Annotated in this window: 17 protein-coding genes; 8 read left to right on the top strand and 9 right to left on the bottom strand. The window is 71.6% G+C overall.

Going from position 1 to position 20,426, the window contains the following annotated elements; translation table 11 throughout:
- The first annotated feature begins 46 nt into the window (after positions 1-46).
- Both OG207_RS24745 and OG207_RS24740 read left to right on the top strand, forming a co-directional pair.
- Positions 47-4,921, top strand: coding sequence for an RHS repeat-associated core domain-containing protein (locus OG207_RS24745; RefSeq protein ID WP_329100921.1), 4,875 nt, complete (start codon positions 47-49; stop codon positions 4,919-4,921).
- Between the two features lie 9 nt (positions 4,922-4,930).
- Positions 4,931-5,302 carry a DUF6193 family natural product biosynthesis protein gene (locus OG207_RS24740; protein WP_329100918.1) on the top strand — a complete coding sequence of 124 codons (372 nt, stop codon included), beginning with the start codon at positions 4,931-4,933 and terminating at the stop codon, positions 5,300-5,302.
- A 114-nt stretch (positions 5,303-5,416) separates the two neighbouring features.
- Here the strand turns inward: OG207_RS24740 and OG207_RS24735 are convergent, their stop codons facing one another.
- The 3 genes from OG207_RS24735 to OG207_RS24725 all read right to left on the bottom strand — a co-directional run bounded on the left by OG207_RS24735 (position 5,417) and on the right by OG207_RS24725 (position 9,475).
- Positions 5,417-5,914 (bottom strand): peptidylprolyl isomerase, encoded by a 498-nt coding sequence (locus tag OG207_RS24735; RefSeq protein WP_329100916.1) that lies wholly within the window; start codon positions 5,912-5,914, stop codon positions 5,417-5,419.
- 68 nt (positions 5,915-5,982) lie between these two features.
- Positions 5,983-8,385 (bottom strand): serine/threonine-protein kinase, encoded by a 2,403-nt coding sequence (locus OG207_RS24730; protein WP_329100914.1) that lies wholly within the window; start codon positions 8,383-8,385, stop codon positions 5,983-5,985.
- A 283-nt stretch (positions 8,386-8,668) separates the two neighbouring features.
- Positions 8,669-9,475, bottom strand: a complete 807-nt coding sequence (locus OG207_RS24725) for a VOC family protein (RefSeq protein ID WP_329100912.1) — start codon at positions 9,473-9,475, stop codon at positions 8,669-8,671.
- A gap of 319 nt (positions 9,476-9,794) precedes the next feature.
- Here OG207_RS24725 and OG207_RS24720 point away from each other — a divergent pair, with 319 nt between their 5' ends.
- Positions 9,795-10,442 carry a TetR family transcriptional regulator gene (locus tag OG207_RS24720; protein ID WP_189971482.1) on the top strand — a complete coding sequence of 216 codons (648 nt, stop codon included), beginning with the start codon at positions 9,795-9,797 and terminating at the stop codon, positions 10,440-10,442.
- A gap of 55 nt (positions 10,443-10,497) precedes the next feature.
- Here OG207_RS24720 and OG207_RS24715 read toward each other — a convergent pair whose 3' ends face one another.
- Positions 10,498-10,980, bottom strand: a complete 483-nt coding sequence (locus OG207_RS24715; RefSeq protein ID WP_329100907.1) for a nitroreductase family deazaflavin-dependent oxidoreductase — start codon at positions 10,978-10,980, stop codon at positions 10,498-10,500.
- The gene (locus OG207_RS24710; RefSeq protein ID WP_329100905.1) at positions 10,980-12,284 is read right to left on the bottom strand and encodes an acyl-CoA dehydrogenase family protein; all 1,305 of its coding nucleotides are present in this window, start codon (positions 12,282-12,284) and stop codon (positions 10,980-10,982) included. The genes OG207_RS24715 and OG207_RS24710 overlap by 1 nt, the downstream gene beginning before the upstream one ends.
- A 158-nt stretch (positions 12,285-12,442) precedes the next feature.
- On the opposite strand from OG207_RS24710, the gene OG207_RS24705 reads away from it, so the two are divergent.
- The gene (locus OG207_RS24705) at positions 12,443-13,696 is read left to right on the top strand and encodes a thiolase C-terminal domain-containing protein (RefSeq protein WP_329100904.1); all 1,254 of its coding nucleotides are present in this window, start codon (positions 12,443-12,445) and stop codon (positions 13,694-13,696) included.
- 46 nt (positions 13,697-13,742) lie between these two features.
- Here the strand turns inward: OG207_RS24705 and OG207_RS24700 are convergent, their stop codons facing one another.
- Both OG207_RS24700 and OG207_RS24695 read right to left on the bottom strand, forming a co-directional pair.
- Positions 13,743-13,949 (bottom strand): DUF4287 domain-containing protein, encoded by a 207-nt coding sequence (locus OG207_RS24700; protein ID WP_327384749.1) that lies wholly within the window; start codon positions 13,947-13,949, stop codon positions 13,743-13,745.
- A gap of 970 nt (positions 13,950-14,919) precedes the next feature.
- On the bottom strand, positions 14,920-15,399 hold the full coding sequence (locus OG207_RS24695; RefSeq protein WP_329100901.1) for a hypothetical protein: 480 nt from the start codon (positions 15,397-15,399) through the stop codon (positions 14,920-14,922).
- A 518-nt stretch (positions 15,400-15,917) separates the two neighbouring features.
- On the opposite strand from OG207_RS24695, the gene OG207_RS24690 reads away from it, so the two are divergent.
- Entirely contained in the window at positions 15,918-16,619 is a 702-nt protein-coding gene (locus OG207_RS24690) for a pyridoxine/pyridoxamine 5'-phosphate oxidase (RefSeq protein WP_329100900.1), read from the top strand.
- 65 nt (positions 16,620-16,684) lie between these two features.
- On the opposite strand, the gene OG207_RS24685 is transcribed toward OG207_RS24690, so the two are convergent.
- Complete coding sequence (locus OG207_RS24685) at positions 16,685-17,140, bottom strand: Zn-ribbon domain-containing OB-fold protein (RefSeq protein WP_402696971.1); 456 nt, start codon at positions 17,138-17,140, stop codon at positions 16,685-16,687.
- Entirely contained in the window at positions 17,104-17,556 is a 453-nt protein-coding gene (locus tag OG207_RS24680) for a DoxX family protein (protein WP_329100895.1), read from the bottom strand. The genes OG207_RS24685 and OG207_RS24680 overlap by 37 nt, the downstream gene beginning before the upstream one ends.
- A gap of 205 nt (positions 17,557-17,761) precedes the next feature.
- On the opposite strand from OG207_RS24680, the gene OG207_RS24675 reads away from it, so the two are divergent.
- From OG207_RS24675 to OG207_RS24665, 3 genes are all read left to right on the top strand, one after another.
- Positions 17,762-18,961: a flavin-containing monooxygenase gene (locus OG207_RS24675; RefSeq protein ID WP_329100893.1), complete on the top strand. Its 1,200-nt coding sequence runs from the start codon at positions 17,762-17,764 to the stop codon at positions 18,959-18,961.
- Complete coding sequence (locus OG207_RS24670) at positions 18,958-19,389, top strand: hypothetical protein (RefSeq protein ID WP_329100891.1); 432 nt, start codon at positions 18,958-18,960, stop codon at positions 19,387-19,389. The genes OG207_RS24675 and OG207_RS24670 overlap by 4 nt, the downstream gene beginning before the upstream one ends.
- 392 nt (positions 19,390-19,781) lie before the next feature.
- Positions 19,782-20,117 (top strand): hypothetical protein, encoded by a 336-nt coding sequence (locus OG207_RS24665; protein ID WP_402696943.1) that lies wholly within the window; start codon positions 19,782-19,784, stop codon positions 20,115-20,117.
- Positions 20,118-20,426: the final 309 nt, after the last annotated feature.

The following is a 20,426-nucleotide window of genomic DNA, read 5'->3' as shown; positions in this document are numbered from 1 at the left end:
TCGCAGAAGCGTCGGGGAATTCCAATGAGCACGGGGGTGCGGGAGCATGTCTGTCACGGTGCCGGACTGGGCGGACACCCTGCTGGATCTGATCGGTGTGGCCTGGCCGAACGTGGACGAGGACGCCTACCGGGACATGGCGGACTCGCTCCGCGAGTTCGCCGAGGACCTGCTGGACGACGGCCAGCTCGCGAACAACCACGTCGAACGCCTGCTCTCCGCGAGCAAGGGCGAGTCGATCGAGGCCCTCAACAAGCACTGGAACACCGTAAAGACCAAGCACTTCAAGGACCTCGCGTCCGCGGCCCGCACCATCGCCGGGGCCATGGACCTGGCCGCCGACGCCGTGGTCGCCATGAAGTCCGCCGCCCTGGTGCAGCTCGGCTACCTGGCCGCCGAAGCGGGCATCGCGCTCTCCCTCATACCCGTCACCGGCGGCCTGTCGATGCTGATCGGGGCCGGTGCCATGCGCGCCACCCAGGAAGTCATCAAGCGCCTCATCAAGGAGTGCATGGAGGAGGCCGTCGGCTACATCGTCTCGGCCATGACCGAGCCGGCCGTCGCCGCCCTGGAAGGCATGGCCGCCGACCTCGTCGTCCAACTCGGCTCCATGGCACTCGGCTTCCAGGACGGCGTGGACCTCGACCAGGCCAAGGACGCAGGCAAGGACGGCTTCAAGGAAGGCGTCCAGTCCGGCAAGGAATCCCTCCACCTCGCCTCCGCGGGCGGTGGCGGCGGTGGCGGCGGTGGCGGTACCGGCCTGGTCGACCTGTACATCGAGCACTCCGAGCACGACCGTGCCGGGACCAGCCTCAACACGGTCAGCACCGGCATCCACGGCAAGACCAGCTCGAAGCTGACCAAGGCCAAGTCACACCACGGCCGCACCCGAGGGCGCGACTCCATAGCCCAGGCCATCGACCCCGTCGCGGACAAGGCCCTGGCAGCCCTCACCAAAGCCACCAAGGCCATGGGCGACCACGTGGGAACGACCCTCCCCAAAGCCGTCAAGCAGATCTCCACCGACCACAAGAAGAACGACCAGGCCCTCCACGACGACTTCAACCGGCTGAAGGGCAAGGGCTCCGGCGACGGCAGGGCCGGGGACCACAAGTACGCCAAGGGCGACGCCGCAGGCGGCAAGGACGCGAGCAGCCGCACGAAGCCCGATTCCTTGGGCAAGGCCAAGGACGAGCCCCGCCGCAACGGCATCTCGCTGGACAAGAAGCGGTGCGAGAACGATCCGATCGATGTCGTCACCGGCGAGATGACGCTGCCGCAGACGGACCTCGCACTGCCCGGCACCCTCCCGCTCGTCCTCAAGCGCACGCACCTGTCCGAATACCGCTACGGCCAGTGGTTCGGCCGCAGCTGGGCCTCCACCCTCGACGAGCGGCTGGAGGACGACCCGCTCGGCGGCGGCCTGATCTGGGCCCGCGAAGACGGCTCCCTCCTCGTCTACCCCCGGCTCCCACAGGCGGGCGGCGACCCGGTCCTGCCGCTCGAGGGCCCGCGGCTCGCCCTCGCCCACGACGGCCAGCACGACGGCGAGACGACCTACACGGTCACCGACACCCGGTCCGGGCTGACGAAGTCCTTCACCGGAAGCCCGTACCGCACCTCCGCGGCGTACTGGCTGACGACGATCGAGGACCGCAACGACAACGTCATCTCCTTCGCCCGCGCCGGCGACGGAGCCCCCACCACCGTCTCCCACAGCGGCGGCTACACCGTCCGGCTCGCCACGGACGACCAGCGGGTCACCGCCATGGACCTGCGCACCGGTGACGGGCCCGTCACCGTCATGACGTACGGCTACGACGAGTCCGGCAACCTGGCCGCCGTCGCCAACTCCTCCGGACTGGCCCAGCGTCTGACCTACGACGAGGACGCCCGCGTCACGTCCTGGACCGACCGCAACGACTCCACCTTCCGCTACGTCTACGACACCACCGGCCGGGTCGTACGCACCATCGGCCCCGACGGCTTCCTCTCCTCCACCTTCGCGTACGACACCGCATCCGGGACCACCCGGTACACCGACTCCACCGGTGCAGCCACCGTCTTCCGGTTCAACGACCACCTCCAGGTCATCGCCGAGACCAACCCGCTCGGCCACACCGTCCGTCGGCTCTGGGACCCGTACGACCGCCTGCTCGCCCAGACCGATCCGCTCGGCCGGACCACGACCTACACCTACGACGGACGTGGCGACCTCGTACGCATCGACCACCCGGACGGCAGCACGGCCACGGTCGAGTACAACGACCGGCACCAGCTGACCTCCGTCACCGGCCCCGACGGCTCGACGTCGCACCAGGAGTACGACGACCGCGGGAACCCGACCCTCTTCACCCGCCCGAACGGCACGGCGACCCGGCTCACCCACAATGCGTCGGGCCACCTGACCGGCATGGACGATTCCGGCGGCACGTCGGACCGCCTGCTCTGCGATGCCGCCGGCCTCCCCCTGGCCGTCCGGGGTCCGCTGGGCACGGTCACCCGCTACGAGCGGGACGCCTTCGGCCGCCCGATCCTGATCTCCGGGCCGGACGGCCGCACCACACGGCTGGAGTGGACGGTCGAGGGCGAACTGGCCCGGCGCACCGACCCCGACGGCTCCACCCGGTCCTGGACGTACGACGGCGAGGGAAACTGCCTGACCCACGTCGACGCCGTGGGCGGCGAGTCCCGCTTCGAGTACACCCACTTCGACCTGGTCACGGCCCGCACCACACCGGACGGAGCTCGCCACTCCTTCGCGTACGACACCGAACTGCGCCTCACCCAGGTCACCGACCCGGCCGGCTCGTCGTGGAGCTACACGCACGACGCAGCCGGACGCCTCACGTCCGAAACGGACTTCGACGGCCGCGTCCTGCGCTACACCCACGACGCGAACGGACAGTTGGCCAGCCGCACCAACGGCTGCGGTCAGATGGTCCGGTACGAACGCGACGCCGTCGGCCGGGTGGTGACCAAGGACGCCGAGGGCGCACTCACCCACTTCGCCTACGCCGCGTCCGGCCGCTTGGCCCGGGCAGCGGGCCCGGATGCCGAGATCCTGTTCACACGGGACGACTCGGGGCGGGTCGTGCGCGAGCTGTGCAACGGCCGAGAGCTCAGCCACACCCACGACGAGGCCGGCCGCCGCGTCGGTCGCACCACGCCGAGCGGGGCGGTCAGCTCCTGGACCTTCCCCGCCGACCGCAGCGCGCTGCTCAACGCCTCGGGCCGCCAGGTGACCTTCGAGTTCGACGGGACGGGACGCGAGACCACGCGCCGCATCGGCGAAACGCTCACCATCGACCATGCGTACGACGACCAGGGGCGCCTCACCGACCAACGCGTCCGGGTCGCCGGCGACCGGACCGTCCAGCACCGCGTCTACGGCTACCGCCCGGACGGCCATCTGACCTCGGTCGACGACCACCTCGCCGGCCGACGCCGGTTCGATCTGACCCGCGAGGGCCGGATCACGGGTGTGACCGCCGCGAACTGGAGCGAGCGGTACGCCTACGACGAGTCCGGCAACCAGACCGAGGCCTCCTGGCCTGCGGACGACAGCGCTGCAGGGCCCCGCACCTACGTGGGCACCCGCCTCACCGGGGCGGGCTCGGTCCGCTACGAACACGACGCACAGGGGCGGGTGGTCCTGCGGCAGAAGCGCCGCCTCTCGCGCAAACCAGACACCTGGCGCTACGGCTGGGACGCGGAGGACCGCCTCGTCTCGGTCACCACGCCGGACGGCACCCGCTGGCGGTACCTGTACGACGCGCTGGGCCGCCGCGTCGCGAAGCAGCGCCTGGCGCCGGACGGGGCGTCGGTCACCGACGAAGTGACCTTCACCTGGGACGGCGACACCCTCATCGAGCAGGTGACCCGCACCCACGGCTCCCGAGAGGCCGTCGCGCTGACGTGGGACCACGACGGCGTGAAGCCGGTCACCCAGGTGGAACGCCGCCTCCTCGACCAGGCGGAGATCGACAGCCGCTTCTTCGCCATCGCCACGGATCTGATCGGAACCCCTCGCGAGCTCGTCGACGAGCAGGGCGAGGTGGCCTGGCACACTCGCGCCACGCTCTGGGGCGTCACCACCTGGAACCGCGACGCGACGGCCTACACCCCCCTCCGCTTTCCGGGCCAGTACTTCGACCCGGAGTCCCAACTCCACTACAACCGCCACCGCCACTACGACCCGGCTTCCGGCCGGTACGTCTCCCCGGACCCCCTCGGTCTGACCCCGGCACCCAACGCGTTCGCGTACGTCGACAACCCAACGACGTGGATCGACCCGCTGGGCCTGGCGATGTGCCCGCACAGCAAGAACAAGGAGAACCGGCACAGCGTGGTCCTGGGCGCGAACGTCGCCCCGCACGACCAGTCCGACAGTCTCGCCAGGTACCTGCGGAACGACCCGAACGACCCGGATTACCACGACCCGGCCAGACCGCGGGATCAGGGCGCCCACACCTACAACGGTTCCGCCTACTCGGGGCAGGAGGCAGGCGGTCCGGTATGGATGACCAACGTCATGAGCGCCGTCAACGATCGGGGCACGACGTTGTCGATCACCCTTGACGGCATGCCGAACAGCTCCGGCCAGGTGGGCAACTGGAACACGCCCGAGGACATCGTGGACGCGTTCCAGACGGCGGCCAAGCACGGCGCACAATTCAACAGCCGGCACGAAGACAACTACCCGGGCCGCGGCGACGGAACGGCTTGGGAGATGAGCCAGGTCGCTCTCGCCGTCACGCAGCACGACGGCGCAGCCGCCTGGGGCGATGCCGACCACGAACGCCCCGGACGCCCTTGGGAGGAGATCCACTGGTACTCCGAGAACCAGCGGATCCACGTACCCAAACCGGATATCCCGGAGATCACCCCGGACCTGTCGCTGCTACACAAGAAGAAGTGATGTCACCGCATGACGAACGATGAAGCCCCGCCGACCGCAGCGGAGATCGTGGCGACCGCATGGCGGACCGTCCTCGCCTACGGCCCTGACCGGGTCGATCCCGCCGTGCCGCGGGCCGCACACAGCCATGCGGCACTGCGGGAACTGTTCCCCGCCGTCAGCCACGGCGTGCTGTACCTCAGCCGTTGCATCCAGTTCCCGTGGACCCGGGACATCGGTACCGCCTTCCCGCAGGCCAGCGGCGGCTACCGCGTGCGCCGGCAGTCCGACAACACGCTGCTCGGCGTGACGGAGACGGCAGAGGAGGCCTACCGCCTGATCGCCGCGCACCTCCCCGAGGACTGCGGGCCGGCGATCGACGGCACCGCGAACGACCTGTGACGTCCGCCCGACGCACGGCACGCGGTGCGGTGCGTCAGGCCCGGCCCGGAAACGGCGGCGGCCCCGGCCCCCGAGAGGGGGCGGGGCCGACCGGCCGGTGGGGCGGGGTGGGGATCAGGCGGCGTCGACGACGCCGGAGGCCGAGATCTCGACCTTGCCCTTGGGGGCGCCGGACTGGGAGCCCAGGGCCTCGATCTGATCCACGAGCTCCTGGCCCTCGACGACCTCGCCGAAGACGACGTGCTTGCCGTCGAGCCACGAGGTGACGACGGTGGTGATGAAGAACTGCGAGCCGTTGGTGTTGCGGCCGGCGTTCGCCATCGACAGCAGGTACGGGCGGTCGTGCTTCAGCTGGAAGTTCTCGTCCTCGAACTTCTCGCCGTAGATGGACTTGCCGCCGGTGCCGTTGTGGTTGGTGAAGTCACCGCCCTGCAGCATGAACTGGGGGATGACGCGGTGGAAGCCCGAGCCGGCGTAGCCGTAGCCGTTCTGGCCGGTGGCCAGCTCACGGAAGTTGCGCGCCGTCTTCGGGACGACCTCGTCGAAGAGGCTGAAGACGATGCGGCCGGCGGGGGCGCCGTTGATGGTGATGTCGAAGTAGACGTTGCTCATGGGGTCCATCCTGTCACTCCCGGTGCGGTGCGCTACCCGGCGGGGCCGCAGCCCCGCCTCCGGGCAGGTCAGCCGCTCGTACGGGTGCCCGTCCCCTTCGCCGCGTCCAGGGCGTACACGCAGCGGTCCTTGCTGCATGCGTAGACCACGCCCGCCTCCGCCACCGGGGCGCCCGTGATCTCGCCGCCCGTGGCCAGCTTCCAGCGCAGCTGGCCGCCCGCCGCGTCCAGGGTGTACAGGCAGTGGTCGGCCGAACCGAAGTGCACCCGGCCGTCCGCGACCGCCGGCAGGCCGGTGATCTCGCCGCCCGCCGCGAACCGCCACTTCGGGGTGCCGGTGACCGCGTCGAGCGTGTACAGGGCGCTGCCCGCGCCCAGGTGGACGTTGCCGTTCGCGACCACCACCGGGTCCGGGGACTGCCGTCCCTCGGTCGCGATCCGCCAGCGGTCCTGACCGGTGGCCGCGTCGAGGGCGTAGACCGTGCCCAGGTAGTCGACGAGGTAGACCCCGCCGCCCGTGATGGCCGCGCCGGGCGCGAAGGCCGGGGGCGCCAGGAAGACCGCGGGAGCCTCGAAGTGCCAGCGGACCCGGCCCGAGGCCCGGTCCACCGAAATGACCCGGGTGCCGGCCGCGACGTACACGTTGCCGTCCGCGGCCGGAGTGACCCGTACGGGCACGTTCCCGCAGGAGGCCGCGTCACCGATCGGGTAGGACCAGGACTCGCGGCCGGTGCGGGCGTCCAGGGCGCGCAGCCGGGCGTCCTGCCACACGTACACCGTGCCGTCGTGGAGGACGGGGGCCGCCTCCGGGGTCTCGAAGTCGCTCTGCGCGCCGGTCAGCTCCCACAGCTTGTGGCCGGTGGAGGCCTCCCGGCCCTGTACGCCGCCGCCGCGGCTGGCGGTGACGACGGTGCCGCGCTCGGCGCGCAGGGCGTACACCCAGGCGTCGGTGGACAGCCGCCACCGCTCGGAGCCGTCGCCGGCGTCGAGCGCGTAGAGGGACGGGCCGTCGGAGGCGTGGATCCGGCCGTCGGCGACCGCCATGGACCAGGCGACGTCGCGGGTCTTGAACTGGCGCCGGCCGCTCGCCACGTCCAGGGCGTGGACCTCGAAGGAGGTCACGTACAGCAGGTTCCCGGCAACGGTCGGCGTGCCCCACACCTCGTTGGACATGCGGAAGCGCCACGGCCGCCAGCGGCCGCTGTCCGGGGCCGGACCGGGGCTCGGTACGGGCTGCACCGCCGACGGGGTGGCCACCGACCCGCCGGGCGGGCGGATCCAGCCGGTCGCCGAGTCCGCGGCGGCCGGGGAGGCGTGTGCGGCCGGGGCCGCGGCGGTCGCGCGCGGCCCGGGCCCGATCGGCACCGGCGAGCCGCCCAGGCGGACCGGCTCGCCCGAGGGCACCGGAGACCTCGGCGGGTGGTGCGGGCGCTGCGGGACGGCCTGGCCGGTCCGCGGGTCCACCCAGGAGTCGGCCCCGCGCGGACGCCGGTGCGTGACGGCCTCGGCGGCCGCCCCGCGGCCCCCGGAGCCCGATCCGGGCGCCGGCAATGCGGGGAGCGGCGCGGGCGGCGTACGGTGCCCCGCACGCCGTGCCTCGATCATCGCGACGGCCCTGGCGGGCAGCCACGCCGAGGCGGTGCCGCTGTCGTCGCCGCCGTCGAACAGGTGCGGGGCGAGCTGCGCCTGCAGGTCGGCCGGGGTGGGCCGGAGCGTGGCGTCCATCTGCATGCAGGAGTCGATCAGCGGCCGCAGCTCGGCCGGGAGGCCCTCCAGGTTGGGGCCCTCGCGCAGCAGCATGAAGACCGTCTCCACCGGGTTCGCGCCGTGGTAGGGCGGGTGCCCGGTGGCGGCGAAGACGAGGGTGGAGCCGAGCGAGAAGACGTCGCTGGCGCCCTTGACGCTGCGCGAGTCCTTGGCCTGCTCGGGCGACATGTAGGCGGGGGTGCCGACGGCGACGTTCGTCATGGTCAGGCGGGTGTTGGAAACCCCGCTCGCGATACCGAAGTCGATCACGCGCGGGCCGTCCTCGACGACGAGCACGTTGGACGGCTTCAGGTCGCGGTGGACCAGGCCGGCGCCGTGGATGGACTGCAGGGCCTCGGCGATGCCGGCCGCGAGCCACCGTACGGCCTGGGCGGGCATGGGCCCGCACTCGTTGACGATCTCCTCCAGGGAGGGCGCCGGGACGTAGGCGGTCGCCAGCCACGGCACCGCGGCGCGCGGGTCGGCGTCGACCACGGCCGCGGTGTAGAAGCCGGACACCGCGCGGGCCGCCTCCACCTCGCGGGTGAAGCGGACCCGGAAGAGCTGGTCCTCGGCAAGCTCGGTGCGCACCGTCTTGATCGCGACCCGCCGTCCGGACGCGGACCGCGCGAGATAGACCAGCCCCATGCCGCCGGCGCCGAGCCGTCCCAGCACCTCGAAGGGGCCGATCCGTCTCGGGTCGTGCTGCGTCAGCTGCTCCACCACTCGCCTCCACACCTCCCCGTACGGGCCACTCAGCGGGCCCGCATCCACCGGCACGGGGCCCTGCCCCGTGCAGCGTCTCACTCCGGGCGCCGCCCGGGTCGAGCAACCCCGATTCTGTCAGGCCCGGACCCGGTCCGGCCCCGGCACGTCGAGCGGGGTGGTGTGATCTGCTCGACGATCCCTCCGGGACCGGGGGGACACGGGCCGGATGCGGGCCCGATGCGGGCCGGATGCGGGCCGGATGCGGGCCCCGCGGCCCGGCGGGTGGGGGGTACTCGACCGGTCATGCGTCCGGCTGCGCGCCCGGCTGCGTACGGGGTTCCGAGAGCAGCCCGAAGACCGCCCCCTGGTTGTCGGCGACGACCGCGATCCGCCCGTAGGGGGTGTCGAAGGGATCGGCGGTGACCCGGCCGCCGAGCCGCTGCACCGTGGCGACGGACCGGTCGCAGTCCGGTACGGCGAAGTAGGCGAGGAAGTGCGCGGGCATCGCTTCGGGGAAGGCGTCGGTGATCAGGCTGCGACCGAGGACGGCGGTGTCCGTGCCGGGCGCGGTTCCGGGCGGGGACCAGATGCGGTACTCGACGCCGGCGTCGTCCTGGTCCTGCGGGACGTAGCCGAAGACCTTGGCGTAGAAGGCGTCGACGGCGTCGCGGGCGCGGGTGTAGACCTCGCTCCAGCAGTACGTGTACGGCTCCTGCTGGGCCTCGAAGCCGTGGTGGGTGCCGGGCTGCCACAGGCCGAAGACGGCGCCGCCGGGGTCGGCGGCCATCGCCGCGGTGCCGTACGGGCCGACCGGCATCGGGTCCATCACCATCTGGCCGCCGGCGGCGCGGATGCGTTGGGCGCAGGCGTAGGCGTCGGTGGTGTAGAGGTAGATCCCCCAGACGGTGGGCATGCGGCCGTCGGGCTTGGGGGCGAGGGCGGCGACGTTGCGGCCACGGCTGTAGGCCTGGGTGTAGTGGCCGTACTCGGCGCCCGCAGCGTCGGCGAAGGTCCATCCGAAGAGCTCACCGTAGAAGCGCTTGCCCCCCTCGACGTCCGGAAGCGAGGCGTCCACCCAGCAGGGGGCGCCTTCCACGAATGCGGCCATGGGCCCGTTTCCTTCCGTTGTGCGGGGGTGTGTACCCTCCCAACCCTCTCAGCCATGATCCGCCCGAAAACTTGTCCACAGCCTGTTGATAAGACTATTCGGGGGAAATCCCATGGAACCGGGCGACACGCCCGGGCCGGGGCGGGGGGCGGGGGTGGCGCGGGGACACGGCCCGGCCGGGGGCGCGCGGGGGCCGATTTCCGTCCGGAATGCGCCTGCCCTACCGCCCGGGAGCCCCTTCGGCCCAGGCCAGGGGCCCCGTAACCCCATTTGCAGGCGGCCGAATAGCGCCCCGATCACCCCTCGGTAAGCTGACGGCATGACAGGACAAGTACGCACCGTCGACGGGCGTGTCGCCGGCCGGCGCGGCCAGGCGACGCGGCAGAAGCTGCTCGACTGCCTCGGCGAGATGCTCAGCTCCTCGCCGTACCGCGACGTCAAAGTGATCGACGTCGCCCGCAAGGCCGGTACCTCCCCCGCGACCTTCTACCAGTACTTCCCGGACGTCGAGGGCGCCGTCCTGGAGATCGCCGAACAAATGGCCACCGAGGGCGCACAGTTGACGTCGCTCGTCGAGGGCCGGACCTGGGTCGGCAAGTCAGGGTGGGCCGCCGCCGAGGAACTCGTCGAGGGCTTCCTGGAGTTCTGGCGCCGCAACGACGCGATCCTGCGGGTCGTCGACCTCGGCGCGGCCGAAGGCGACAAGCGCTTCTACAAGATCCGCATGAAGATCCTGAACTCGGTCACCAACTCCCTCACCGAATCGATGAAGGAGCTCCAGGCCAAGGGCAAGGTCGACAAGGACATCAGCCCCGCGGCGATGGCCGGTTCGCTGGTCGCGATGCTGGCCGCGGTCGCCTCGCACCAGAAGGGCTTCCAGACCTGGGGCGTCAAGCAGGCCGAGCTCAAGCCGAACCTGGCGCTGCTCGTCCACCTCGGCATCACGGGCAAGAAGCCGACGAAGTAGCGGCGGCCCCCGGACGCCCTCCAGGGGCCCGCCGACCACGCCCGATCGCCTGCGATCAGCGACGCTCCAGGCGGAACAACCGGATCTCGCGCTCGATGCGCGCCTGGTACGTCGCGTAGGGCGGCCAGAACCCCAGCACCGCCCGCCACGCCTCCGCGCGTTCCTCACCCGCCAGCAGCCGGGCCCGGACGGGGATGTCCCGACCTTGCCAACTCACGTCCGCGTCCGGGTGCTTGAGTAGGTTCCCGGTCCATGCCGGATGCCCGGGCCGGCCGAAGTTGGAGCCGATCAGGATCCACGTCGTCCCGCCGTCCTCCGGCATGCAGGCGAGCGGGGTCGTGCGCGGCTCACCGGTCTTGGCACCCTTGGCGGTGAGGATCACGCCCGGCAGCATCTGGGCGCTGAGGATGACCTTGCCGCGGGTCAACTTGTGCACCGCCTTGTCCAGGGCGGGGATGAAGTGCGGTGCGATCTTGGCGAAGAGCACGGTCGAGGAGATCTTCTGCATCAGCTTGACGCCGGGAGCCACGCGAGCCATCAGACGGCCACCTTCTCTTGTGCGGGCGGGGGTGTGGGCTCGGGCGAAGGTTTCGACGGAGGTTTTGGTGGAGCCGGAGCCGGAGCCGCCGCCGGGTCCGCGAACAGGCCCGCGCGGTCGGCGGCGTGCGCCCGCAACCGGTGGACCGGGCCGAACAGCAGCTCGTCGGCCGCCGCCCGCTTGAAGTAGAGGTGCGCGTCGTGCTCCCAGGTGAAGCCTATGCCGCCGTGCAGCTGGATCGCCTCGCCCGCGGTCACCCGTAGCGCCTCCAGGGCCTGGGCCAGCGCGAGGCCGCCCTGGTCGGGGTCCCAGGCGGCGTAGTAGGCCGCCGAGCGGGCCGCCTGCACCTGCACGTACAGGTCGGCGAGGCGGTGCTTGACCGCCTGGAAGGAGCCGATCGCCCGGCCGAACTGCTCGCGCTGGCGTACGTACTCCACCGTGCGGGCCAGCGCCTGACCGGCCGCGCCGACCGCCTCGGCGGCCAGTACGGCAGCGGCGGTGCGCCCCGTGGCGGCGAGCGCGCCGAGCACATCGACCCCTTCGGCCCCTTCGACCCCTTCGACCCCGAGCAACTCCGCCGGCACGTCCCGCAGTTCGATCCTGGCTTGCGGGCGGGTCTCGTCCAGGACGACCTGCCGGGACCGTACGAGCCCCGGCGCGTCCTCCCGCACGAGGAACAGCAGCGTGCGGCTGCACGCGAAGCCGCCGGTGTGCGCGGCGACCAACAGGAGCCCGGCGCTGTGACCGTCGAGCACCTGGGCGACCTCCCCGTACAGCCGCCAGCCGGCGCCGGTATCGGCGGCGGTGGTATCGGCGGCGGCGGCAACGGCGCGGGCCTGGACGCCGCCCGCGCGACCGCCGCCGGACCACTGTCCGGCGGCGTCCTCCCCGGTCAGTGCGAGGGCGGTGGCCAGCGCCGGGCCGCTGATGGCGAGGGCGGCGGTCAACCCGCCCGTCGCCAGCAGCGGGAGCAGCGCGGAGCGCTGGGCGTCCGTGCCGAGGGCGGCGATCAGGGGCGCGCACAGCGCGGCGGTGGCCAGCAGCGGCGAGGGCAGCAGCGCCCGGCCCGTCTCCTCGCAGGCCAGGGCCAGGTCGGCGGGGGCGCAGCCGACGCCGCCGTACTCCTCGGCGACGGCGATGCCCGGCAGCCCGAGCTGCCGGGCCAGCTGCTGCCAGAGCTCGCGGTCGTGCCCAGCGGCGGTGCGGACGGCCGCCTTGACCTCGTCGGGGCCGCAGCGTTTGCCCAGGATCTCGCGCAGGGTACGGCGCATCTCGTCCTGCTCCGCGGTGAAGGCGGCATCCATCGTCGAGCTCCTCCCGGGGGCACCTCCCAGCGGTAGCTGGGCTGTATCTGACGGGCCGTCATGTTAGGCCCGACGGGGTCAGATGCACAGGGGGCTACGGGAGTCGGTTGCGCGGCGGGGTCTAGCGTCTGACACTTCGTCAGATATACGGTCCCCTCATGCCTGGACCCACATCCGGACCCTTCTCCGGACCCACGATCGGCCCCACGACAGGCCCCGCGACAGGACCCACGACCGGCCCCGCACCTCGCACCCGCCGGCGGGTCGCGGTGGTCGGCGTCGCCCTTTCGGACTGCGGCCGGGTCGACGGCCCCACCCCCTACGCCCTGCACGCACAGGCCGCCCGGCGCGCCCTGGCCGACTCCGGCCTGCAACGTTCCGTCATCGACGGCTTCGCCTCGGCCGGCCTCGGCACGCTCGCACCGGTCGAGGTGGCCGAGTACCTGGGTCTGCGCCCCACCTGGGTCGACTCCACCTCGGTCGGCGGCTCGACCTGGGAGGTCATGGCCGCCCACGCGGCGGACGCGATCGCCGCCGGGCACGCCAACGCCGTGCTCCTGGTCTACGGCTCCACGGCCCGCGCGGACATCAAGGCGCGGCGCCGCACCTCCAACCTCTCCTTCGGAGCGCGGGGACCGCTGCAGTTCGAGGTCCCGTACGGCCACACGCTGATCTCCAAGTACGCCATGGCCGCCCGTCGCCACATGCACGAGTACGGGACGACGCTGGAGCAGCTCGCCGCCGTGGCCGTACAGGCCCGGGCGAACGCGGCCACGAACCCGGACGCCATGTTCCGCGACCCGATCACGGTCGAGGACGTGCTCGGCGGGGACATGATCGCCGACCCCTTCACCAAGCTGCACTGCTGCATCCGCTCGGACGGCGGCTGCGCGGTGCTCCTGGCGGCGGAGGACTACGTACCGGACACCGCGAAGGCCCCCGTCTGGATCTTGGGGGCCGGTACGTCCGTCTCCCACACCACCATGTCGGAGTGGGAGGACTTCACGGTGTCCCCGGCGGCGGTCTCGGGCCGCATCGCCTTCGAGCGGGCCGGCCTCACCCCGGCGGACGTGGACCTCGCGGAGATCTACGACGCGTTCACCTACATGACCCTGGTGACCCTGGAGGACCTCGGCTTCTGCGCGAAGGGCGAGGGCGGGGCGTTCGTGGAGAAGGGCCGCCTGCTGCGTGACGGGGAACTCCCGGTCAACACCGACGGCGGCGGCCTCTCGGCCTGCCACCCCGGCATGCGCGGCCTGTTCCTCCTGGTCGAGGCGGTCCGCCAACTCCGCGGCGAGGCGGGGGCCGGCCAGGTCACCAAAGCCGGCGGCCGCCTCCCGGAGGTCGCCCTGGCCTCGGGCACGGGCGGCTGGTTCTGCTCGTCGGGAACGGTCCTGCTGGGGCGGGGGTGACCGGCCCCCGGCCCGGGTGCGGTCTTGCCGGGACGGCTACTTGCTCTTACTTGCCCTCGGCGAGGGTGTGCGCCACGAGCGCGTTGGCGTGACCGTGCCCCAGACCGTGCTCGGCCTTGAGCCACGAGACGAGCTCCATGTGCTTCGTCAGCGGCGAGGACCGGATGAGGTCCTGCCACTCCCCGATCGGACGTCCGTACTTCTTCTCGATCGAGGGGAAGTAGCTGGCGGGGCCCTTGACTGTCTCGGCCATGATGCGTGTCCCTCCGGGGGTGCGTGCGGGTGTGTGCGCGGGGCGGGGTACGGAGTGGTGCGGTCTCGTACGTATGACTGCGTCGGGGAGGAAAACTCATCGGTGGGGCGAAAGATTTCTTCGGGGGCGGGGCGGGGCGGGGCCACCCGGCCGGCATCAGGGATGCGTATGGGGTTTTCCCGTCAGTCCGATCGTCTCCGTGTCGGGCCGGTCCCTCAAGGGCGCTCCTTCGTCGCGTCGCTTCGCGATGGCCTTCGGCCACCCTTGACCGACCGTCCCGCCACGGAGAACCGAAGACTGCCGAGAAACCCCCAAAAGAACGAGCCGGGTGTTCAAGGACCAGGGCGGGGCGGTCGGAGACGCCCGTCCCCGTCCGGAGTGAAGAGCCGCGGCCGAGAGACGGGGCCCGTCCAGACCCGGGCCCGGGTCAGTGGGCGCGTCCGATCGCTACGCGCTCGTCACCGCTCAGCGTCCGACGGCCGTCTTGGGCCGAACATAGGCCGCCCACGGCCTCGGGTCCGGCGCTCGACCTGCGTCCGACGACCGGCCGGGGCTGGAAATAGGCCGCCTCAGATTGCCACGCTCTTCTCAACGACCCCGACCGGCTGTCCACGTCACTTGCTGTCCGTCGCGCGTGGGTGCCCGGTTCCGGCAAAGGTGATCCAACAGGTGTCACGAGCCGTGTCCACGAGGTACCAAATCCGACCGCCTCCCGTCACCTCGATCTGCCACTGCGCACACGTCTGTCCACGGTGAATTCCGTGGGACAGAGTTCCCTTGAGACGGTGGTGACGAGATGTTTCGACCGCGGGCCTGGGTTCCGTGCGCATCATGACCCAGGCGCGGTACGTGTTCTCACGTGCTTGCTGGGCGAGACATTCCCAGCCCTTCGCCGATGCGGCATCGGCGAAGCGGACATCCCATTGACCCTCAGGTGCCGGAGGTGCGGCTCGGTCACCGCGTCCTGTGGTCAACGGACGTCAAGCGGGTCGGATGCGGGGCCGTAGTCCGCACCGTGGTCCGTCGTCAGTGCCGACAGGAGAACAGGATCGGAATGCACCTCGGCCGTGTGCTGCCAGGCGATGAGCAACTGAGCGACGGACGCGTTGTTGCCGATCGAGTCGGCGGCGCGCATGGTGTCGACCAATTCCACAGCAAAGGCATGGACGTCCGGCTCAGGAAGGAAACGGACCCAGGGAAATGCCTCCGGCAGTATGTCGAGGAGCAACTCCATGCTGCCGGGCTCTCGCCTCGCCATGGCTGACAGCATCTTTGTGGCGGCCGAGACCACGGTCTGGTCCTGCTCGGCTCTGGCCGCGGTGGTGAGGACCAAATCCTCACCGTCCCTACGGTGCAGCAGCAACCGTGGTGACTCCTTGAGCCGAGCCAGAGTCTGCTTGTTCTTGTTGACCAGCTCGGAGAAGTTCACGGCGGCGTTCTCGGCACTCATGACTTTGAAACTACTTCGAAAGCAATGGACCCGCCATCGCCCGCACGAGGGACAGAGACGGGACCAACCCCGGACGGCCGTCGGACGCGTGCAGGAGGAGCGCCAGCGGGTCGTGGGCGGCCTATGTCCGGCCCGAGACGGGGTGGAGACGCTGAGCAATGGGGAGCGCGTAGCGATCGGACGCGCTCCCCCCGACGCGGCAAGTGGCTGTCGTGGGTCCCGTCTGGGCACCGTGCCCTGCCGGTATCTGCCTGGGTGTCTCCGACGGCCCGTCCCTGAAGCTTGGACCGGCCCGTTCTTTTGGGGGTTTCTCGGCAGTCTTCGGTTCTCCGTGGCGGGACGGTCGGTCAAGGGTGGAGCGCAGCGACATCGCGAAGCGACGCGACGGAGGAGCGCCCTTGAGGGACCGGCCCGCCCCGGAGACGATCGGACTGACGGGAAAACCCCATGCACAACTCTGATACCGCCCCGGCGACCCCCGCCCGCCGAAGCCCGCCCGCCCTGGTTCCATAGGCCTCATGACGAGCGAGACCAGCGGTTCCGGCCGGGCCGGCGAAGTCGCCACCGACGCCTTCCACTCCACCCTGCACTCCCTGCGCGTATGGGACTCCCCCTTGCCCGACTTCGACCCGGAGGCTGCCCCCGCCGAGCCCGTTGCTCTGTTCCGGGAGTGGTTCGTGCATGCCGCGCGGGCGGGGCAGTTGGAGCCGCACACGATGGGTCTGGCGACCGTGGACGGGGACGGGCGGCCCGATGTGCGGACGTTGATGCTGCACGACGTCGACGCGCGCGGCTGGCACTTCGCCTCGCACGCCACCAGCGCCAAGGGCGTGCAGCTGGCCGGGCACCCGGAGGCCGCCCTCGGGTTCTACTGGCCGACCGTGGGCCGCCAGGTCCGCGTCCGGGGCCGGGTCGCCGCCTGCGGGCCGGAGGAGAGCCGGGCGGACCTGGCGGTCCGCTCGCGGGGTGCGCTCGCCGCCGCGCTCACCGGGCGGCAGAGCGAGGTGCTCGGCTCGGTGGCGGAGCTGGCGCGGGTCTCGGCTGCCGCCTGGGAGCGGGCCGGCGTCGAGCCGGACGCGCCGGCCCCGACCTGGACGCGGTACGTACTGGAGCCCACCGAGGTGGAGTTCTTCCAGGGGGACGCCGCGCGCCGGCACGTCCGCCTGCGGTACTCCCGTACCGCGGGCGGGTCCTGGGACCGCGAGCTGCTCTGGCCCTGATCCCCGGCCCGAGTGACCCCCGCCCGGAAGACCCGGGCCCGGAAGACCCCCGGCCCGGAGGGCCCTCAGTCCGGTGCCGGCCGAAAGACCGCCACCCGCACCCCGTCCGCGGCCTCGCGGAAGGTGACCGTCAGCGGCATGCCGATGCGCAGGTCCGCCGCCTCGCAGTCCACCACCTCGGTCATCATCCGCGGGCCCTCGGCGAGGTCGACGACGGCCGCCGCGTACGGGACGCGCGTACCGAACGGCGGGAGGTCGTTGCGGTGGATGACCGACCACGTGTAGAGGGTCGCCCGGCCGCTCGCCGGCTCCCACGTCACGCGGTCCTCGCCCGCCCAGCAGAACGGGCAGAACTCGCGCGGGTAGTGGTGCGCCCGCCCGCAGTCGGCGCAGCGCCGCAGCAGCAGCCGGCCCTCCGATGCCGCGTCCCAGTAGGGGCGGGTGAAGTCGTCCGCCTCGGGGAGGTCGTACCGGACCGCGCCGCTCACGGGAACAGTCCGATCGCCGCGTCGAGGGACCAGGTCTGCCAGGACATGGCGAGGAGCGCGACGAGGGAGATGAGCGCCATCATCGCGTTCTGGCCCTGCTCGGCCCAGTCGTGGATCATCAGCACCAGGTAGAGCAGGTTCAGCAGGAGTCCGCCGATCAGTGCGACCGGGGTCAGGAAGCCGAGTACGAGGCCCAACCCGAGGGCGAGTTCCGCGTAGACGACGGTGTACGCCATCGCCTTCGGCCGCGGTGCGACGACCAGCTCGAAGCCGCCCTTGACGAAGGTCCACCGGTGTTTGCCGGCGACGTCGGCGGCCCAGGCGATGCCGGTGCCGCGCTCGAACCAGCCCTTCTTGTCCTTGTGCCGCCAGCTCTCCAGCCACCACAGGCCGAGGCCTATCCGGAGCACGGCGAGCCATTCGGCCCCACTGAGCCAGATGGTCTGCATCGGCGGCCCCCACCCCTCTCGCGATCGACGCGCACGCTCTATCTGACGGTACGTCAGTTGAGCGGATCCGGGGCGATCGCGCAAGGCCCCGGCCGGCCGGGGATCCGCGCTCCTGCGGCCACCGTGCGCGCCCGTGATCGATCCGCAATCGATTCCCCGCCCGACCGAGACCCATCAACCCAGCGTGGCGATACGATCACACCTCATGCCCGGAGACCCCACAGCACCCGACATGACCACCCGCCCCCGCCCCGTGTACGTCATCGGGGCCGGCCCCGGCGGCCTCGCCGCCGCCGCCGCGCTGCGCGCCCGCGGGGTCCGTGCGGTGGTCGTCGAGAAGTCCGACGAGGTCGGCGCATCCTGGCGGCAGCACTACGACCGGCTGCGCCTGCACACCACGCGCCGGCTCTCCGCCCTCCCGGGCCTGGCCATGCCGCGCCGCTTCGGGCGCTGGGTCGCCCGCGACGACGTCGTGCGCTACCTGGAGAAGTACGCCGAGTTCCACGAGCTGGAGCTGGTCACCGGCGTGGAGGTGACCCGGATCGAGCCCGCCGCGCCCGAGGGCGAAGGCGAGGGTGAGGGCGGCTGGACCCTGCACGCCAGCGGCGGCCGGGAGCTGGCGGCTTCGGCCGTCGTCATCGCCACCGGGTACAACCACACGCCGGCGCTGCCCGACTGGCCGGGCCGGGACGCGTACGAGGGCCGACTGCTGCACGCCCGCGCGTACCGCAACCCCCGGCCGTACGCCGGCCAGGACGTCCTCGTCGTCGGCGTCGGCAACACCGGCGCCGAGATAGCCGTCGACCTCGTCGAGGGCGGCGCGGCACGGGTGCGGCTCGCCGTGCGCACCGCGCCGCACATCATGCGCCGCTCCACCGCCGGCTGGCCGGCCCAGCGCAGCGGGATCCTGGTGCGCCGACTGCCGGTGTGGCTCGTGGACCGGGTGGGTCGGCTCGTCGCCGGGGTCTCCGTACCGGACCTGTCGGCGTACGGGCTTCCGCGCCCGGCCGCCGGGCTGTACAGCAGGGTGAAGCAGGGGTCGATACCGGTTCAGGACGTCGGCCTGATCGACGCGGTCCGCAGCGGCAGGGTCGAGCCGGTGGCCGCCGTCGAGTCCTTCGACGGCGCCGAGGTGGTGCTCGCGGACGGCTCGCGGATCACCCCGGACGCGGTGATCGCGGCGACCGGCTACCGCCGGGGGTTGGAGGGGCTGGTCGGCCACCTCGGGGTGCTCGACGAGCGCGGCCGTCCGCGCACGCACGGCGCCCGCACCCCCGAGCAGGCCCGCGGCCTTTACTTCACCGGATTCTCCAACCCCATCAGCGGCATGTTCCGGGAGATGGCCCTGGACGCGGAGAAGATCGCCGGGGCCATCGCCCGCCGCGCCGCAAAGGGGGCGCGGTGAGCAACTCCGACGCCGCCGCCGTCCTGAGGACACCGGACCTGGCGCGGGCGCTGCGCGCCGTGCGCACCCTGCTGGACATCGCGGACACCACGGGCGGGGAGGTCGACTTCGAGGCGGTGATCCGGTCGCCGGAGGTTCTGGCCCGTGTGCGCGAGGTGCTGCCCGCCCTGAAGTGGTCGGCCGCGGCCGGAAGGGAGCACGGCTCGTCGGACGCCGGCGACGACCCGGTGCGGTGCCTGCCGGTCTCGGTCTTCGACTTGTGCCACCCGCTCGATCTCGCCGAGCCGTTCGTCGCCGCGCTGTGTCCCGACCCGGCGGCCGTCCGGTTCGATCTGAACGCCTGGCCCGAGGTGCCCGAGGCCGGGCTGGAGTACGTCTCGCAGAAGTACGCGTACCTCACGCTCTCGGTCAACTCCCGCTACCTCTAACAGTGCGAGCTGTCCGAGGACCACCCCCTCCACGTCCACGTGCGGAACACCGCGCTCGCCGAGGACACCGCCCGCATCGTGTGGCTCGCCGATCAGGTCGGCGGCCGGTTCACCGGCCGGGTGGAGACGGCGCTGCTGTGAGCGACCGGGGCTGCCGGGCTGCCGGGCGGGACGGACCCGCCCGGTCGTCGTGTCGGCCGAATCCCGCCCTGGACCGGTCCGGGCGGGATCTGTCACCGTTCACTTCACCGGAATTCTCTCAGGAGGCCGCGGCCTTGGGGCCGGGGAGGAATGGGTGCTTGGGTCGCAGGCGCGGAGCGCTGGAGGTCGGTTCGCATCTGGTCCGACCTGTGCTTTCGGCTGTTGTCATTGGTCGGGGATAGGTTGTTGGGATGGTGACGACGCAGATGGCGGGGGATTCCGGACATGCCCGGTGGACCTTCCGCGTGCGCGTGTCGTCCACTGCGCTCGCCGCCCTGACGGCAGAGTGGGACCGGTGTCGCTGGGTGTGGAACGAGTGCTGCGCGAAGTCGAAGCAGACGCACCTGTGGAACAAGGACCGGCCCGAGGGCGTCGACAAGCAGACCTGTGGTCCGGCCCAGCTCGACAAGATGCTGACCGAGGCCCGAACAAAGAAGCTCCGCCATCTTGAAGTGGCTGGTCAGCGGGGTGGCGTGACCTCGTTTCGGGGTGCTCGTGCTGGTCGTGGGCGGCAGTCTGTGTTGTAGATCGTCCGGCGGGGTGGTTGTACCGATGAGTTCACTGTCCTCGAACGGTCTACCCAGCGACACGACTGGCTTTGTAGGCAAGTTCCAGGAACGTCTGTTGCTCAGCGCCAGAAACGCCCGGTTCTGCGGGAGAGTGATGTCGCTGAGATGAGATTCGAGAACACCTCGGTGCTTGCTTCGGGACCATGATCGTGCTGCGCAGGGACCTGGTGCTGCCGAAGCCGATCTGTACGCGGCCACCTGCCGTGACGCAAAGGCCGGCCTGTCGCTGCGTGCGGTCACGACGTCCTGCACTGCGCGCACGGTGGT

The sequence above is a fragment of the Streptomyces sp. NBC_01439 genome, assembly GCF_036227605.1.
Taxonomy (GTDB): Bacteria; Actinomycetota; Actinomycetes; order Streptomycetales; family Streptomycetaceae; genus Streptomyces.
This window is presented reverse-complemented; position numbering and strand designations above follow the sequence as displayed.